The organism is Nocardioides daphniae (assembly GCF_004777465.1).
In the GTDB taxonomy this organism is placed as follows: domain Bacteria; phylum Actinomycetota; class Actinomycetes; order Propionibacteriales; family Nocardioidaceae; genus Nocardioides; species Nocardioides daphniae.
Map to the genome: position 1 here is coordinate 995,632 of NZ_CP038462.1, position 16,691 is coordinate 1,012,322.

At 70.1% G+C, this 16,691-nt stretch carries 17 protein-coding genes, 1 other RNA gene and 1 pseudogene; 15 read left to right on the plus strand and 4 right to left on the minus strand.

Annotated features, from left to right (window positions below; genetic code table 11):
• Positions 1–46: 46 nt before the first annotated feature.
• Positions 47–463: a hypothetical protein gene (locus E2C04_RS04895; protein WP_135831772.1), complete on the plus strand. Its 417-nt coding sequence runs from the start codon at positions 47–49 to the stop codon at positions 461–463.
• A gap of 53 nt (positions 464–516) precedes the next feature.
• Here E2C04_RS04895 and E2C04_RS04900 read toward each other — a convergent pair whose 3' ends face one another.
• A complete protein-coding gene (locus E2C04_RS04900; RefSeq protein WP_135831773.1) occupies positions 517–1,776 on the minus strand; it encodes a CaiB/BaiF CoA transferase family protein in 1,260 nt (419 codons plus the stop codon).
• Positions 1,777–1,869: 93 nt separating this feature from the next.
• On the opposite strand from E2C04_RS04900, the gene E2C04_RS04905 reads away from it, so the two are divergent.
• From E2C04_RS04905 to E2C04_RS04950, 11 genes are all read left to right on the plus strand, one after another.
• Complete coding sequence (locus E2C04_RS04905; protein ID WP_158630602.1) at positions 1,870–2,331, plus strand: CAP domain-containing protein; 462 nt, start codon at positions 1,870–1,872, stop codon at positions 2,329–2,331.
• A gap of 54 nt (positions 2,332–2,385) precedes the next feature.
• On the plus strand, positions 2,386–3,504 hold the full coding sequence (gene prfB, locus E2C04_RS04910; RefSeq protein WP_135831775.1) for a peptide chain release factor 2: 1,119 nt from the start codon (positions 2,386–2,388) through the stop codon (positions 3,502–3,504).
• A gap of 99 nt (positions 3,505–3,603) precedes the next feature.
• Positions 3,604–4,293: a cell division ATP-binding protein FtsE gene (gene ftsE, locus E2C04_RS04915; RefSeq protein WP_135833664.1), complete on the plus strand. Its 690-nt coding sequence runs from the start codon at positions 3,604–3,606 to the stop codon at positions 4,291–4,293.
• Positions 4,294–4,365: 72 nt separating this feature from the next.
• Entirely contained in the window at positions 4,366–5,277 is a 912-nt protein-coding gene (ftsX, locus tag E2C04_RS04920; protein ID WP_135831776.1) for a permease-like cell division protein FtsX, read from the plus strand.
• 92 nt (positions 5,278–5,369) lie between these two features.
• Positions 5,370–6,506 (plus strand): M23 family metallopeptidase, encoded by a 1,137-nt coding sequence (locus E2C04_RS17650; RefSeq protein WP_158630603.1) that lies wholly within the window; start codon positions 5,370–5,372, stop codon positions 6,504–6,506.
• Entirely contained in the window at positions 6,424–6,627 is a 204-nt protein-coding gene (locus E2C04_RS17655; RefSeq protein WP_158630604.1) for a M23 family metallopeptidase, read from the plus strand. Before E2C04_RS17650 ends, E2C04_RS17655 begins: the two co-directional genes overlap by 83 nt.
• A gap of 80 nt (positions 6,628–6,707) precedes the next feature.
• Positions 6,708–7,187, plus strand: coding sequence for an SsrA-binding protein SmpB (gene smpB / locus E2C04_RS04930; protein WP_135831777.1), 480 nt, complete (start codon positions 6,708–6,710; stop codon positions 7,185–7,187).
• A 3-nt stretch (positions 7,188–7,190) separates the two neighbouring features.
• The gene (locus E2C04_RS04935; RefSeq protein ID WP_229721461.1) at positions 7,191–8,120 is read left to right on the plus strand and encodes an amidohydrolase family protein; all 930 of its coding nucleotides are present in this window, start codon (positions 7,191–7,193) and stop codon (positions 8,118–8,120) included.
• A gap of 106 nt (positions 8,121–8,226) precedes the next feature.
• A complete protein-coding gene (locus E2C04_RS04940; protein ID WP_338088831.1) occupies positions 8,227–8,676 on the plus strand; it encodes a thioesterase family protein in 450 nt (149 codons plus the stop codon).
• A gap of 93 nt (positions 8,677–8,769) precedes the next feature.
• Positions 8,770–9,140, plus strand: a transfer-messenger RNA (tmRNA) gene (gene ssrA / locus E2C04_RS04945).
• Between the two features lie 225 nt (positions 9,141–9,365).
• Complete coding sequence (locus E2C04_RS04950; protein ID WP_135831779.1) at positions 9,366–9,788, plus strand: hypothetical protein; 423 nt, start codon at positions 9,366–9,368, stop codon at positions 9,786–9,788.
• 189 nt (positions 9,789–9,977) lie between these two features.
• On the opposite strand, the gene E2C04_RS17660 is transcribed toward E2C04_RS04950, so the two are convergent.
• On the minus strand, positions 9,978–10,367 hold the full coding sequence (locus tag E2C04_RS17660; RefSeq protein ID WP_158630605.1) for an Rv3103c transmembrane domain-containing protein: 390 nt from the start codon (positions 10,365–10,367) through the stop codon (positions 9,978–9,980).
• Positions 10,364–11,251 (minus strand): mechanosensitive ion channel family protein, encoded by an 888-nt coding sequence (locus E2C04_RS04960; RefSeq protein ID WP_135831781.1) that lies wholly within the window; start codon positions 11,249–11,251, stop codon positions 10,364–10,366. The genes E2C04_RS17660 and E2C04_RS04960 overlap by 4 nt, the downstream gene beginning before the upstream one ends.
• 117 nt (positions 11,252–11,368) lie before the next feature.
• Here E2C04_RS04960 and E2C04_RS04965 point away from each other — a divergent pair, with 117 nt between their 5' ends.
• The 3 genes from E2C04_RS04965 (at position 11,369) to E2C04_RS17665 (ending at position 13,364) form a co-directional block, all read left to right on the plus strand.
• On the plus strand, positions 11,369–11,785 hold the full coding sequence (locus tag E2C04_RS04965; RefSeq protein ID WP_135831782.1) for an organic hydroperoxide resistance protein: 417 nt from the start codon (positions 11,369–11,371) through the stop codon (positions 11,783–11,785).
• Between the two features lie 35 nt (positions 11,786–11,820).
• Positions 11,821–12,852 (plus strand): YihY/virulence factor BrkB family protein, encoded by a 1,032-nt coding sequence (locus E2C04_RS04970; protein ID WP_135831783.1) that lies wholly within the window; start codon positions 11,821–11,823, stop codon positions 12,850–12,852.
• A 98-nt stretch (positions 12,853–12,950) separates the two neighbouring features.
• A complete protein-coding gene (locus tag E2C04_RS17665; RefSeq protein ID WP_158630606.1) occupies positions 12,951–13,364 on the plus strand; it encodes a hypothetical protein in 414 nt (137 codons plus the stop codon).
• 96 nt (positions 13,365–13,460) lie between these two features.
• Here the strand turns inward: E2C04_RS17665 and E2C04_RS04980 are convergent.
• Positions 13,461–16,579: pseudogene (locus tag E2C04_RS04980) on the minus strand (efflux RND transporter permease subunit).
• Positions 16,580–16,691: the final 112 nt, after the last annotated feature.

The following is a 16,691-nucleotide window of genomic DNA, read 5'->3' on the forward strand; positions in this document are numbered from 1 at the left end:
GGGCCACCCCGACGCGTCCGAGTGCGTGTGCCGCGGGAAGGGATCCATGTCCTTGACGAAGTTCGTCGCCGTCGCTGCGGCGTCGGTCGTGGTCACGCTGGGCGCTGGCCTCGGTTCCGCCGCCCAGGCCGACAGCAGCGGCTACCTCGCCCTCCAGAAGAGCGACGGCAGCTACTACCGCGCCGGCTCGGTCTCCTTCGACTCCGACTCGACCACGAGCCCGGAGCGCGAGGTCTTCTCCGTGACCGACAACGCGGCCGACGGCTACGGCATCCGGATGGAGTGGAAGACGGCAGCGAAGTCCAACTCCTGCACCAACAGCCACGGCTCGGGGCGCGCGATCCTCTGCTCCTACGACCTGCTGGAGAACCGCGACATCCAGTACCGGATCTGCGCCGTCGACTACGTGAACGGCGCCTACCGGACGATCAAGTGCGGCGGTTGGTGGTCCGACCGGACCTGATCAGGCCCGCTCGTGGCGACGCCCCTCCCCGAACCGGGGAGGGGCGTCGTGCGTCAGCGCCCGGTGGCCTCCGCGACCGCCTCGGGCGACCAGCCCAGCAGCTCGCCCAGGACGTACGCGTTGTGCTCGCCGAGGTCGGGCCCGACGTGGTGCACTGGCACCGAGCGCTCGCCGAGCACCGGCACGACGCCGGGGAAGGCGACCGGACGTACGTCGTCGGCTCCGTCGACCTGCACGGGCAACGTCTGCACCATGTCGCGGGCCAGGAACTGCTCGTCGACCATGATGTCGGCGGCCGTCATGATCGGGCCCGCCGGGACGCCGGCGGCGTCGAGCACGGCGAGCGCCTCGTCCCGCGTACGGGCCGAGGTCCAGGCGCCGATCGCGTCGTCCAGCTCGTCGCGGCGGTCCCAGCGACCCTTGTTGTTGACCAGGCCGGGGTCGTCGGCGAGGTCGTCGCGACCGATGGCGCGCATGAACCGCGGGAAGAGGTTGTCGGCGTTGCCCGAGATGACCACGTCGCCGTCGGCGCAGGGGTAGGCGTTGGACGGCGCGATGCCCTCCATCCGTCCGCCGGTGCGTACGCGGGTCACGCCGTAGGCGGAGACGTCGGGCACGAGCGACTCCATCATGGAGAAGATCGCCTCGTGCAGGGCGACGTCGACGTGCTGCTGGGTGGGGGAGGGGCCGGTGCTGCCGGCGCTGCGGGCCCGCTCGCGCTGGTGCAGCTGCATGACGATGCCGAACGCGGCGTAGAGCCCGGCGATCGAGTCGCCGATCGAGACCCCGACCCGCGACGGCGGGCGGTCGGCCTCGCCGACCAGCTCGCGCAGACCGCCGTACGCCTCCGCGACGGCCGCGAAGCCGGGCCGCTCCGACAGCGGTCCGGTCTGGCCGAAGGCGGAGATCCGGGCGACCACCAGCTCGGGGTTGAGCGCGGCCAGGGTGGCGGCGTCGAGGCCCCACCTGTCCAGGGTGCCGGGGCGGAAGTTCTCGACCAGCACGTCGCAGGTGGCGATCAGCTCCTTCGCCGCGCGCAGGCCGGCCTCCGAGCGCAGGTCCAGCTCGACGGAGAGCTTGTTGCGGTTGAGGGTGCGGTAGAGCATCGACGTCTCGCCGGCGAAGAGCCGCCAGTTGCGCAGCTCGTCACCGGTGCGCGGCCGCTCCACCTTGATCACCTCCGCCCCGAAGTCGGCGAGCATCCGCGTGGCGGTGGGGGCGGCGATGAAGTTGCCGAGCTCGAGCACCCGGATCCCGCTCAGCGGGAGGGCTGTGGGAGGCGGTCCGACGGGCTGGGGGGAGGCGTCGCTCATGGGGGCGGACTCTAGTTGCGCGGGTCGCGTTCGTGCAGGGGAGTGCGTAGGGTCGAGCACTTGTCGCACCCCCCAACGTCTCGGAGACCACTCGTGAACCGACTCGCTGCCCTGCTCGTCGCCCTCGCCACCACGCTGGCGCTGGTGCTCGTCGCGAACCCCGCCCCGGCCCAGGCGGCCACCGCGGCGCAGCGGTACGGCGCCGCGGCCGAGAAGGCCACCAACGTCGCGCGCGCCAAGCACGACCGGGTGAAGCTGAAGGGCAACCCGTGCCTGCGCAAGTACGCGCGCATCCAGGCCACGAAGATGGCTCGCAAGAAGGACATCTGGCACCAGGACCTCAACGTGGTGCTGAAGAAGTGCAACATGTCGTGGGTCGGCGAGAACGTCGCCGTGGGCTACCCGAGTGGCAAGGCCGTGGTCAACCAGGGCTGGATGAAGTCGAAGGGGCACCGTCAGAACATCCTGCGCAAGCAGTTCCGCCTCGGCGTCGTGGTGGCCCGCAAGGGTGACGACGGGCGCTGGTACGCAGCCCAGGTCTTCGGCCGCCGCTGACCGGCTCGGCGGCTGGTTCGACCAGCCGACCGTGCGGGCCGTAGGCTGGCCAGCGTGGCTGGCACCGACTTCGACGTAGAGATCAAGCAACTCCAGGCGACGATGAAGACCATCGGCCAGGTCCTCGACCTGGACGCGATGCGCATCGAGATCGCCGAGCTGGAGGACCAGGTCGGCTCGCCGGACCTCTGGGACAACCAGGAGAACGCGCAGCGCATCACCGGCCGCCTCTCCCAGCTGAACGGTGAGCTCGAGCGCTTCACCAGCCTCGACGACCGCATCGAGGACCTCGGCGTCCTCGTCGAGCTCGCGCAGGAGGAGGGCGACGCCGACTCGTTGGCCGACGCCCAGATCGAGCTCGACCGGATCAAGAAGTCGGTCGAGTCGCTCGAGATCCGCACCCTGCTCAACGGCGAGTACGACGCCCGCGAGGCCCTGGTCAGCATCCGCTCCGGCGCCGGTGGCGTCGACGCCGCCGACTTCGCCCAGACGCTGCAGCGCATGTACGTCCGTTGGGCCGAGCAGCACGGCTACCCGGTCGAGGTCTACGAGACCTCGTACGCGGAGGAGGCCGGCATCAAGTCGACGACCTTCGCGATCAAGGCGCCCTACGCCTACGGCACGCTCTCGGTCGAGGCCGGCACCCACCGCCTGGTGCGGATCAGCCCCTTCGACAACCAGGGGCGTCGCCAGACCTCCTTCGCGGCCGTCGAGGTCGTGCCGGTGCTGGAGCAGACCGACGACATCGACATCCCCGACGAGGAGATCCGCGTCGACGTCTACCGCTCGGGTGGTCCCGGTGGTCAGTCGGTCAACACCACCGACTCCGCGGTGCGCCTCACCCACATCCCGACCGGCACGGTCGTGAGCTGCCAGAACGAGAAGTCGCAGCTGCAGAACAAGGCCTCCGCCATGGTCGTCCTCAAGGCCAAGCTCCTGGCGCTGAAGAAGGCCGAGGAGAAGGCGCACCTCGACGAGATGCGCGGCGACGTGCAGGCGTCGTGGGGCGACCAGATGCGCAACTACGTGCTGAACCCCTACCAGATCGTCAAGGACCTGCGCACGGGCCACGAGGCGGGCAACCCGCAGGCCGTCTTCGACGGTGACCTCGACCCGTTCCTGGAGGCCGGCATCCGCTGGCGCCGCGGCGCCGAGAAGGCCGAGGCCAACTGATCCACCCCGGGCTCGCCGTCCCGGGCTCGCCGTCCCGGGCTCGCCACCCCCGGCGAGCGTCCCCGGGAGGCGCCCATGGCTCGGCTAGTGTCGATCCACGTGATTCGCTTCGAGAAGGTCACCAAGTCCTACCCCGGCCACCCCCAGCCCGCCCTCGACCAGGTCTCGGTCGAGATCGAGAAGGGTGAGTTCGTCTTCCTGGTCGGGTCGTCGGGCTCGGGCAAGTCGACGTTCCTGCGCCTGGTGCTGCGGGAGTACCGACCCACCTCCGGGCGCGTCTACGTCGCCGGCAAGGAGATCAACCGCCTGGCCAACTGGAAGGTCCCCAAGCTGCGCCGCGACATCGGCGCCGTCTTCCAGGACTTCCGCCTACTGCCCAACAAGACGGTCAGCGAGAACGTCGCCTTCGCGATGCAGGTGACCGGCCGCTCGCGCCAGGACATCAACAAGCTGGTCCCCGAGACCCTGGAGCTCGTGGGCCTGGAGGGCAAGGCCGACCGGATGCCTGACGAGCTCTCCGGCGGTGAGCAGCAGCGTGTCGCCGTGGCCCGGGCCTTCGTCAACCGGCCGATGATCCTGATCGCCGACGAGCCCACCGGCAACCTCGACCCGACCACCTCGGTCGGGATCATGAAGCTCCTCGACCGGATCAACCGCACCGGCACCACGGTGGTGATGGCCACCCACGACGCGGGCATCGTCGACCAGATGCGCAAGCGCGTCATCGAGCTGGAGCACGGACGTACGGTCCGCGACCAGGCCCAGGGCGTCTACGGCACCCAGGGCTGACCAGCCACACCACCCGACCGCCCCACCTGACTTGCTCGCCCACCCGTGTGGGCACACGAGAGGCCCCCATCCATGCAGCTGCGTTACGTCTTCTCCGAGCTCGGCCAAGGGCTGCGCCGCAACCTGTCCATGCACCTCGCGGTGGTGCTGACCCTCTTCGTCTCGCTCACCCTGGTGGGCATGGGCGTCCTGCTCAACCAGCAGGCCACCAAGGCGGCCGACCACTGGGGCTCGCAGCTCCAGATCACGGTCTGGCTCTGCAAGACCAACGACTCCAACGCCGCCTGCACCGGCGAGGTGACCGAGGCCCAGCGTGACGCCGTCGTCGAGGTGGTCGAGGACAACCCCGAGGTCGCCGACTACCACCTGGAGTCGAAGGAGGAGGCGTTCGACAAGGTCAAGGAGCTCGTCGGCGAGGACCGCTTCGAGGGTCCGAACCCGGCCGCCACCGCCGAGGACATGCCCGAGTCGGTGTGGATCGAGCTCAAGGACCCCGACGAGTTCGAGGGGATCACCTCCGCGGTCACCGGCCTCGACGGCGTCTCCGGCATCCGTGACATGCGCGAGACCCTGAAGCCGATCTACGGCTCGATCAACGCGCTGCAGTGGGGTGCGCTCGGCATCGCCGGCTTCCTGGTGGTCGCGGCCCTGCTGCTCGTGGGCAACACGATCCGCCTCGCCGCCTTCGCCCGGCGCAAGGAGATCGGCATCATGCGCCTGGTGGGTGCGTCCACGTCGTACATCGCCCTGCCCTTCCTCCTCGAGGCGTTGGTCACCGCCCTGGTCGGCGTCGGGCTCGCCGCCGGTGCCCTGGGCGCCTTCATGTGGTTCGGCATCCACGAGCGCGCCGGCGACACCCTGAAGTTCATGCCGTGGATCGGTGGCAGCGAGTACGGCGTGGCCGTCGCCGCGATCGCGGTGCTCGGCCCGGTGCTCACCGTGCTGCCGACACTCGTGCTCACGCGCAAATACCTGAAAGTCTGATCCCGCTCGGATACGGTCGATCCGTTCTCTTCCCCGAACAGTCGAAGGCCACCTTCGTGCGTCATTTCCAGCTCAGCTCCCGGCGGTCCGCCGTGCCCGCGCAGGCCCCGCACTCGCGGCGCCGTGCCCTGGCGGCCGTCCTCGTCGCCGCCCTCACCGCTGCTGCCCTCTCGGCGCCCGCCAGCGCGGACGACCTGAAGAACAAGCAGAAGAAGAACAAGCAGCAGATCGAGAGCGCGCAGTCCGACCTGCACTCCTCGAGTGCGGCGATGCAGAAGGCCACCGCCCGGCTCACCTCGGCCCGCAACCAGCTCTCCGGCGCACAGATGGCGCTGGCCGCCGCCGAGGCCAAGGTGACCGCGGCCGAGAAGCGCGACGCCGAGATGCAGCGCGAGCTGGAGGAGGCCGTCGCCGAGCTGGCACGGGCCCGCAAGGCGCTCGCCGAGGGTCAGCAGAAGATGACGGTCCAGCAGAAGAACGTGGCCGCCACGATCACCGACTTCTACCAGCAGGGTGACCCCTCGCTGATCGCCTTCGCGAAGCTGATGGGCGCCCAGACGCCCGCCGACCTGGCGCGGCAGACCGAGATGCGCGACGCCATCGTCGACCGTGAGGCGCACTCCTACCAGGAGCTGCTCGCCACCAAGGTCCTGCTCGACGTCAACGAGGCGCAGGTCGAGGAGGCCAAGGACGACGTCCAGGTCAAGCGCGAGGCCGCGGCCGACCACCTCGACGCGATGGAGGTCCTCGAGGACGAGGCGACCCGGGCCCGCAACGCGGTCGCCCGCCTAGTCGCCCAGCGTCGCTCGGCGCAGGCCTCCGCCGCCCGTGCCAAGGCCGCCGACCAGCGGGCCCTGGCCAAGCTGCGCCAGGAGGAGGAGCGGATCGCGCGCATGCTGCGCCGTCGTGCCGCCCGCCAGGGTGGTGCCTCCAAGCCCGGCCAGACCGGGGGAGTGCTGTCGTGGCCCGTCCGCGACGCGCGCCTGTCGTCGCCCTACGGCTACCGCAAGCACCCGATCTACGGCTACTGGGGCATGCACGACGGCCAGGACTGGGCCGCCGCCTGCGGTTCCCCGCTCTACGCGACCGCCAACGGCCGCATCGCCTCCTCCTACTACAGCGAGGTCTACGGCAACCAACCGGCTCGTGCTCGACCACGGCATCCTGTCCGGGGTCGGCGTCGCCAGCATCTACAACCACGCCACGAAGTACGTCGTGCGCACCGGTGAGCGGGTCAAGCGCGGCCAGGTCATCGGCTACGTCGGCTCGACCGGCTGGTCGACCGGCTGCCACCTGCACTTCACGGTGATGGTCAACGGACGCACGGTCGACCCGCGCAAGTGGCTCTGACCCACGCCTGACCACTCCTGACGCACGCCTTGACGCAGCCCCCGGGTAATTCTCTTGCCCCCGGTTGAGAGGATGGTCCAATGGCCAAGGAGCAGGGCACGAAGCTGATCGCGCAGAACCGCAAGGCGCGTCACGACTACCACATCGAGACGACGTGGGAGGCGGGCATCGTGCTGCAGGGGACCGAGGTCAAGTCGCTGCGCCAGGGCCGAGCGTCTCTGGTCGACGGCTTCGCCGAGATCGACAACGGCGAGGCCTGGCTGCACCAGGTGCACATCCCGGAGTACTCCCAGGGCACGTGGACCAACCACGCCGCCCGCCGCAAGCGCAAGCTGCTGCTCAACCGCCACGAGATCGACAAGATCGAGCGCAAGGTGGCCGACAAGGGCTACACGCTCGTCCCGCTCTCGCTCTACTTCAAGGACGGTCGCGCCAAGGTCGAGATCGCGCTGGCCAAGGGCAAGAAGTCCTTCGACAAGCGTCACTCGCTGGCCGAGCGGCAGGCCAACCGGGAGAAGGAGCAAGCGGTCCAGCGTCGCCTCAAGGGCTTCAAGGACTGAGTGGTGGCCGACCTCGAGACGCAGGCGGCTGCGCAGGCCGACGTGCACCCCGACGTGCACCCCGACGCCGCCGCGGTCCGGGCCTGGACCGAGCGACTGGCCCTGCCGGGGCTCTTCGACGTCCACACCCACTTCCTCCCGCCCCGGGTGATCGAGAAGGTCCGCGCCCAGTTCGACCAGGCCGGTCCGCTGATCGGCCGACCGTGGCCGCTGCGCTACCGCGACACCGACGCCGTGCTCGCGCAGGTGCTCCGTGACTTCGGGGTCCGCCGCTTCAGCGCCCTGCCCTACGCCCACAAGGCGGGAATGGCCGAGTTCCTCAACGACTGGGCCGCAGGCTTCGCCGCACGGGAGTCCGAGGCACTGCACTGCGGCACCTTCTTCCCCGAGCCGGGGGCGGCAGCGTACGTCTCGGAGCGGATCGCGAGCGGCCTCGAGCTCTTCAAGGTGCACGTCCAGGTCGGCGCCTTCCACGTCACCGACCCGCTGCTCGACGACGCGTGGGGCGTCGTCGCGGAGGCTGGTACGCCGGTGGTGCTGCACGCCGGCAGCGGTCCGGTGCCCAACGAGTTCACCGGACCCGGCCCGGTCGCCGAGCTGCTGCGCCGCCACCCGCGCCTGACGCTGGTCATCGCGCACATGGGGGCGCCGGAGTACCGCGAGTTCCTGGAGCTGGCCGAGGGCTACGAGCGGGTCCACCTCGACACCACGATGGCCTTCACCGACTTCTTCGACGAGATGGGCGGGGTCTACCCGCGTGACCTGCTGCCGCGCCTGGCCAACCTGCGCGACAAGGTGCTGCTGGGCTCGGACTTCCCCAACATCCCGTATCCCTACGTCCACCAGCTCGAGTCGCTGGAGGCGCTGGGGCTGGGGGAGGAGTGGCTGCGCGCGGTCTGCTGGGACAACGGCGTACGCCTCTTCGCTCGCTGACCTCGGCGCCCAAACGTGGTCTGCTGACAGGCGGCCCGTGGGCTCGTGTGAGAATGCGAGACGTGGTTGCACCGACTTATGACGAGCTCTCCGCGCTTCCTGCCTACTGCGAGCAGGTCGTGCCCCAGGGCTTCGAGGACATCAACGGACATCTGAACATCCGTCACTACGTGGGCATCGCCTCGAGGGTCTCGACGAGTCGCTCGTCGACCTCGGCATCCCCATGCAGTGGCCGAACATCGCTGGTCAGGCCGTCTTCACGGCCGAGCACCACATGACCTACGTGCACGAGCTGCGCACCGGCGACCGCCTCTCGGTGCGCGTGCGCCTGCTGGGTCGCTCCGACCGCGCCGTGCACGCCCTGGTCTACCTGCTCGACGAGACCCACCAGCGCGTCAGCTTCGTCATGGAGGAGATCTTCCTGCACGTCGACCTCGAGTCGCGCAAGACCTCCGACTGGCCGGCCGACGTGGCCGAGAAGATCGACGCGCAGATCAAGAAGGACGCCGACCTTCCGTTCGAGGCCGTGACCTCGGGCGCGATGGCGCTGCGCTGACCACTGCCGCACGCGCCGCGGCCGGGAATAACCGGTCGCGGCTCGTTGGTTGGAGTCAGTAGACTGCGCGAGCAGTGTGTTGAAAACTCAAGAGGGGCTGATCGGTTTCGACTTGGGACGTTAGTTCCAGGGGAAGCGGGTCGAGAAGCCAGCGTCATCTCGTAAACGACCGCTGGAAACCTATAGTTGCCAACGTTAAGCGCAACGACTTCGCTCTCGCTGCCTGAGCAGTGATCGAAGGGTCTGACCGGGCATCCGTCCTCGTCCCGGACCCAGGCCTCATCTAGAGGACTTGCTTGTCACTCTCTGTCAGGAGGGGTGGCAGGGACTTTTTCCTGGCTGAGCCCGTCGGTGATGTGTCTGTGCAAGCACCGGGGCCGAGAAAAGCGCCAGCACCGACTACACCCGTAGAAGACCTGGATCGGCGCTCGAGGACCGGGGTTCGATTCCCCGCAGCTCCACCAGCACCATTCACCACAGCCCTCTTGCTGAGCACGACGACGACCCCGCCCCGGCGGGGTCGTCGTCGTTCCGGGACCACGCCGGTCGCCCGGCGGCACCCGTGCGCCTTGGCAAGCCCCAGAGGAAAGATGGACAATTGGCTCGCCGTTCTAGGGTTCGTGCCGATAGGTACGACGTCCGGCACCGTTTTTCTCTCGGGAGTGACCTTGCTAGTAGCCGTTTCTGTCGTGCTCGCCGTTGCTGCGGCCGCCGGTGCGTTCTTCACCTTCGGGCCTGGTCTGCGTACGCGTGGACGCCGTGTCGACGCCGCCGAGGCGCAGGTGCCCGAGGTGGAGGCCTGGGCGCAGCCCGAGTACCCCGAGGTCCTCGTGGTCAACCGCTCGCCGGTGCCGGTGCACGACGTCCGGGCCTTCGTGGCGCTGGGTCGCCGTCGCGCCAAGTGCGTGGGGTGGATCCGCACCCTCCCGCCGACCGGCGACAAGCCCTCGCGGGTGGCCATCAACGCCGACAGCCGCGAGCGCTGGATCGAGTGGCAGGGCGCTGAGCGCCGCGGTGGCCGCGACGTGGTCGTCGAGGTCACGTTCCGCGACCACACCGGTCAGCACTGGCGCCGCGACCGCACCGGCGCCTTCGCCGCGATCGACGGCTGAGCCGGCGCAGGCCAGGCGCCTACTCGCGTGGGAGAGACTGGGTGAGGAGCCCCGCCTCCACGTGGTCGTGACCACGGTGGCGGGCTGCCTGCTCGGCACCCTCGGCGGGATGGTCACCGCCCGGCGGCAGCGGCGTCTCGCGCACGAGGCGGTCGTCGCCCCCTGACAGTCACCCTGACGGTCCACGGCCTACGGCTCCTGCTGGGGCACGCCGTCCGGTACGTCGGTGGTCGGGCTCGGCTCGTCGGGGCTGGGCGCCTCGGTCGGCGACCCCGACGGCGTCTGCGTGGGCGACGGCGACGGCGAGCTCGACCCGGTCCCACGACTCGGCGACGGCGACGGGCTCGTGCTGCTCGGCCGCGGCGTCGAGGGGGAGGGGCGTGGGGTCGGACGTACGGTCGGGGTGGGCTCCCGGGTCTCCTCCGGCTCGGCCGGAGCGCTCTCACGCGGGCGGTCCACCCCGGGCGTGACGGGGTCGGGTGCGGGCGGCCGCACCAGCAGGTAGGTGACCAGCGCCGCCACGAAGACCAGCCCCAGGACGACGGTGGAGGGGCGCGGGCGCGGGCGTCGGGCGGTCACTGTGTAGTCCCGGTGGGCTCGCCGGTGGCCAGCTGGGCAGAGGTGCGGATGTTCTCCCGCATCAGCGCCCGGGTGATCATCGCGCGCAGGGTCCGTCCGACGACGAACTGCTTGCCGGGCAGCGTACGCGCCACCACACGCACCTTGAACTGGTCGACCTCGATGGACTCCACGCCCATCACCGCCGGCACGTCGAGCAGCAGCGGCCGCAGGGTCTCGTCCTCGTACGCTGCCGCCCCGACGTCGCGCAGGATGTCGTTGACGTGGTTGACGTCGGCGGTGACCGGGACCGGGACGTCGATGACCGCGCGGGCCCAGCCGCGCGACAGGTTGGTGGTCTGGATGATCTGGCCGTTGGGCGTGATCACGACCTCGCCCGCGGGCGTACGCACGGTCGTGGTGCGCAGGCTGACCTCCTCGACGGTGCCGATCACCGGGTCGCCGACGCCAAGGGCCTGCAGCCGGATCAGGTCCCCGTAGCCGTACTGGCGCTCGGCGAAGAGGAAGAAGCCGGCGAGCAGGTCCTGCACGATCCGCTGGGCGCCGAAGCCCAGCGCGACGCCCGCCACGGTGGCCGCGGGCACGATGGCGCTCATCGAGAGACCGAAGCGCTGGGCGACCATCAGCGCGGCGACGACGTAGATCGTCACGACGGCCACCCAGGAGAGCAGCTGGATCAGGGCGTGGTTGCGCTTGGCGTCCTCGGAGCGGACCAGGTTGTCGGTGTCGGGCTCGCGGTGCTCGATCCGGGTGGTCCAGCGGGCGGCGGCCCAGGTGACCAGGCGGGCGACGAGCACGGAGCCGGTCGACCACAGCACGATCTCCAGCCCCTCGCGACGGAGCCAGAGCACGAGGTCGGCGAAGGCCGTGGCTTCCGGGGTCACGCGGCCACCGTACCCAGCGGACCTGACGCAGACACTCCGTCCGAGCCGGCGGCCGCCGGGCCGTGCCCGTCCACAGGACCGGAACTCCGGGCTTGCCCGGGGTCCTAGGGTCGAACCATGAAGCCTCTTTACACCGCCACTGCCGTGTCCACCGGAGAAGGCCGCAACGGCCACGTCGAGACCACCGACGGCCTGATCGTCACCGACGTACGCACGCCCAAGGAGATGGGCGGGGAGGGCGGGGCCACCAACCCCGAGCAGCTCTTCGCCGCCGGCTACGCCGCCTGCTTCCACTCCGCGCTGAAGTCGGTCTCCAAGAAGGAGGGGGCCGACGCGGGCGAGTCCGAGGTCGTAGCCGACGTCTCCATCGGCGACAACGGCCAGGGCGGGTTCATGCTCGCGGTCGGCCTCGAGGTCACCATGCCGAAGGTCGAGCGTGAGGTCGCCGAGAAGCTCGTGGAGAAGGCGCACCAGGTGTGCCCCTACTCCAACGCGACCCGCGGCAACATCGAGGTCACGCTGACGGTCGCCTGACCGGTTCACCGACCCCGGCCGGTTAGCCTCCAGACGTGGACGCAGTCGAGGCGGTGGACGACTTCCAGCGACGCCATGCCGTCGTGGGGTTCCCGCTCGCCGTCGTCTACAAGTACTTCGACGACCAAGGCCCCTACCTGGCCGCGGCGCTGACCTACTACGCCTTCATCGCGATCTTCCCGCTGATGCTGCTCGGCTCGTCGATCCTCGGCCTGGTGCTGCGCGGGGAGCCCGAGTGGCAGGAGGCGATCCTCGACTCGACGCTCGCGCAGTTCCCGATCATCGGCGACCAGATCGGTCGCCCCGAGGGCCTCCAGGGGTCCGTCTCCGGTGTCGCCATCGGCGCCGCCGTCGCCCTCTACGGCTGCCTCGGACTCGGGCAGGCCCTGCAGAACACCCAGCACGTGGCGTGGTCGGTGCCGCGCAACAGCCGCCCCAACCCCGTGTACGCCCGCCTCAAGACCTTGGTCCTGCTCGTCACGGCGGGGCTGTCGCTGCTCACCGTCTCGGTGCTGGCCACGCTGGTGAGCACCACCGACTTCGCCGGCGACGTCGTGCCCGGCGTCGTGCGTACGCTGCTCCCGTTCGTCACCGTCGTGGTGATCGGCGCCTTCCTCACCTTGCTCTTCCGTCTCTCCGCCACCGGGCAGCACTCGTTCGTGCGGGCCGCCCCCGGCGGGTTCGCCCTGGCCTTCATGTGGCAGGGCCTGCAGCTGCTCGGGGCCAGCTACGTCGCCCGCGTCCTGGTCGACACCAGCACGATGGCCCAGACCTTCGGCCTGGTCCTCGGTCTGATCGGGTTCCTGTGGCTGGGCGCGGTGATGGCCGTGCTCGCGATGGAGATCAACGTCGTCCTCTCGCGCCGGCTGTGGCCGCGTGCGCTGCTGACCCCCTTCACCGACAAGGTGCAGCTGACCGCGGCCGACCGGAGGGCCTACGCGTCGTACGCCCGGATGCAGCGTCACAAGGGGTTCGAGAAGGTCGCGGTCACCTGGGAGGAGGGCAGGGCGACCGACGAGGAGACGCCGCAGGAGCAGGCGGCAGACGGGCGGGGGAGCGGCACCTAAGAGGGTTTTCACGTTCGTCTCACGCACCCCTCATGGCGGCTGCCCATGCTCATGTCATCGCCCCGGACGACCAGGTCGCCTCGAGGCAGCACCACGACATGACACCCATCGACGAGAGGACCCCCATGTTCACGCTCCGCAAGACCACCGCCACCCTCGGTGCCACCGCCCTGCTCGCCACCGGCCTCGGCGCTGTCGCCACGGCCCCGGCCCAGGCCGCCGACCGCGAGTTCCGCTGCTCCGGCGCCGAGGTCGAGTTCGACGTCGAGAAGGAGGACGGCCGCTTCGAGGTCGAGGCCGACATCGACGACGCCAAGCCCGGCAGCAAGTGGCGCATCACCCTGCGCCACGACGGCAAGGTCTACTACAACAAGGTCCGCACGGCCGACAGCGACGGCGACGTCGAGGTCGACCGCAACCGCCGCAACACCGCCGGCAAGGACGTCTTCAAGATCACCGTGAAGAAGGTCGGCAGCAAGAAGTCCTGCAGCCGCACCATCACCCGCCGCTGACCCAGCGGACCCGCCCACGCGGGAACGACGACGGCGCCCGCCCCGCGAGGGGACGGGCGCCGTTCGTACGTCCGCAGCCGGTGCCAGCGGCTGGCGTCAGGCCGTGGCTGCCTCACTCGGCTTGGCCCTCTTCGCGGCCTGCTTCTCGTGACGACGCGCGATCCTGCGCTCCCGGCGACGCTCGACCAGCAGGTAGAGCACCGGCACGAGGACCAGCGTCAGCACGGTCGAGGAGATCAGGCCGCCGATCACCACGATGGCGAGCGGCTGCGAGATGAAGGCGCTGCCGCCAGTCAGCCCCAGACCCATCGGGGTGAGGGCCAGGATCGTGGCCAGCGCGGTCATGACGATCGGGCGCAGGCGCTTCCCGCCACCCTCGGTCAACGCCTCGACGATCCCGTCACCCGCGTTGCGCCGCTGTTGACGAGGTCGATCAGCACGATGGCGTTGGTGACCACCACACCGATCAGCATCAGGGCACCGATCAGCGAGGCCACGCCGAGCGGCACGCCGGTCAGCACCAGCAGGAGCAGGGCGCCGGTGGCCGCGAACGGCACCGAGACCAGCAGGATCAGCGGCTGCACGAGCGAGTTGAACGTGCCGACCATGACCATGTAGACGATCGCGATGGCCACGACGAGGGCCAGCCCGAGCTGCGCGAACGCCTCGGCCTGCTCCTCGGCCACGCCTCCCAGGGTCACGTCGGTGCCCTCGGGGAGGTCGAGGTCGTCGAGGACCTTGTTGATGTCGGCGGTGAGGGTGCGCAGGTTGTCCGACGCCGGGTCGGCGGAGATGGTGACCGTGCGGTCGCCGTCCTCGCGGGCGATGGAGGCCGCGACCTTCTCCTCCTTGACCTCGGCGACCTGGCCGAGCGTTCCGCCCGGGCCGACCGGCAGCTGCTCGAGCTGCTTGATCGAGGTGGGCTTCGGGCCGGCCACGAGGACGACGTCCATCTGCTCGCCGTCGATCGAGACCCGCGCCGCCGGGGGCTGGAACAGCGTCTGGGCGAGCAGCCCGCCGAGCATCGGCGAGGTGACGCCACCGGCCTGCGCCTGCTGGCGAGCGACCACGGAGAGGATCGGCTGGGCGGGGGCGGCGTCCGAGGAGAGCTCGCCGATGCCGTCGACCCCGGCCAGCGCCTCCTGCACCTGCTCGGCCGCCTCGAGCAGGTTCTGCTGCTCGGTGGCGGTGACCACGACGTCCAGCGCGGAGGAGAAGCCGCCGCCCTGGCCGGTGCTGACCTGGATCTCGCCGTCGGCGTCCTCGAGCGTCGTGCGCAGCTCGTCGGCGACCTCGGTCGGGTCGGCGTCGTCGGTGAGCGTCACCGAGTAGGAGGTGCCGCCACCGCCGGTGAACGCGGCCATCAGCGGGTCGCCGCCGACCGTGGTGAGAACGGTCTCGATGCCGTCGACCTGGTCGATGAGCTTCTCGACCTCGCGGGCTGCGGTGTCCTGGCGGGCCAGGCTGGCGCCGGCCTCCAGCTCCTGGTTGATCGAGAGCGTGTCCTGACCGGAGTCGCCCAGGAAGTTCGTCTTCAGGAAGGGCGACAGGCCCACGGTGCCGAGCAGCACCACGAAGGCCAGCACGACCACGAGCCACGGCTTGCGCAGCGACCAGCGCAGGACCGGGTCGTAGAGGCGGCGCAGCCAGGTGCGGTCGTCGCTCTCCTCGGCCTGGGCGCGCAGCGCTGCAGCCTCGGCCCCGTCGACCGGCTGCGGCTCCTTGAGGAACCAGTAGGCCAGCACCGGGATGATCGTCAGCGCCACCAGGAGGGAGGCGAGCAGCGCGAGCGAGACGGTGATGGCGAACGGGCGGAAGAGCTCGCCCACCTGGCCACCGACCACGCCGATCGGCAGGAAGACCGCAGCGGTGGCGATCGTGGAGGAGGTGATCGCGCCGGCGACCTCGCGGACCGCGGTCACGATCGCCTTGATCTTGCCCTCGCCGTAGGCGAGGTGCCGCTTGATGTTCTCGATGACGACGATGGAGTCGTCGACCACCCGACCGATCGCGACGGTGAGCGCGCCCAGGGTCAGGATGTTGAGGCTGTAGCCGCCGATCCACAGGCCGATCAGCGTGACCAACAGCGAGAGCGGGATCGAGATCGCGGTGACGATCGTCGAGCGCAGCGAGTGCAGGAAGACCAGGATCACGAAGATCGCGAAGACCAGCCCGAGGCCACCCTCGGTGGTGAGGTCCTCGACCGACTTCTCGATGAACGGGGCCTGGTCGAAGGCGACCGAGAACTCGGTGCCGTCGCCCATCTTCTCCTCGAGCTCGCCGACGAGGTCGGCGACGGCGTGGGAGATGTCGACGGTGTTGCCGTCGGGCGTCTTGGTGATCGCGACCGAGAGGCTGGGGTCGCCGTTGGTGCGGGCGTACGAGGTGGGGGCGGCCTGGCCGACCTCGACCTGCGCGAGCGTGCCGAGCGGGCGGGTGCCCTGGCCGACCTTGACCGGGACCTGCTTCAGCTCGGCGAGCGTGGTGGGCGTGGTGCCGACCTGGACCGAGAGGGCGCGGTCGCCGGCGTCGAGGCTGCCGGCCGGGACCATGCGGGCGGCGTCGAGCGCCTCGCCGACCTGCTGGCCGGTCACGCCCTGGGCGGCCGCCTGCGGCTTGAGGGTGATCTCGACCCGGTTGGTCGGGGCGCCGCTGAGCTGGACGTCGCGGACACCCTCGACGTCGCTGAGCTCGGGGACGGCGATCTGCTCGAGCTCGTCGGCGAGCTCGCCGGGGGCGAGGTCGGAGGTGACGGAGAGCTGCACGACCGGGAACTGCGAGATGTCGCCGGCGAAGACCGTGGGGTCCACCGACTCCGGCAGCGTCTGCAGCCCGACCATGGCGCTCTCGACCTGCTGCACGGCGCGGTCGAGGTCGGTGCCGTAGTCGAGGTTGAGCAGCACGGTGGAGGCGCCGGAGGAGGAGGTCGAGCTGACCGACTCCAACCCGTCGACGCCGGTGAGGGCGTCCTCGATGGGCACGGTGATCTCCTGCTCGACCGCCTCGGGGGAGGCGCCCGCGTAGGGGGCGACCACGCCGACCACCGGGAACTGCAGGTTGGGGATCAGCTCGAGCTTGAGGGAGCCGAGCGCGACGACGCCGAAGATGGCGACGATCACGGTGGAGAGTGCCACGAAGGCACGGTTGCGCAGGGAGAACGAGGCGAATGAGCCCACGGGGAGGTGCTCCTGAGTCGTGACGCGGCAGAAGGGCACGGGCGTCCGTGCTCGTTGAGGGTAGCCACTGGATCCCAAGCCTGCGCCCGAATATGGACGGTGTAGGGGTTACGTCCCGGCGAACCGGGAACAGGGGTGGCGTGCGTCACGT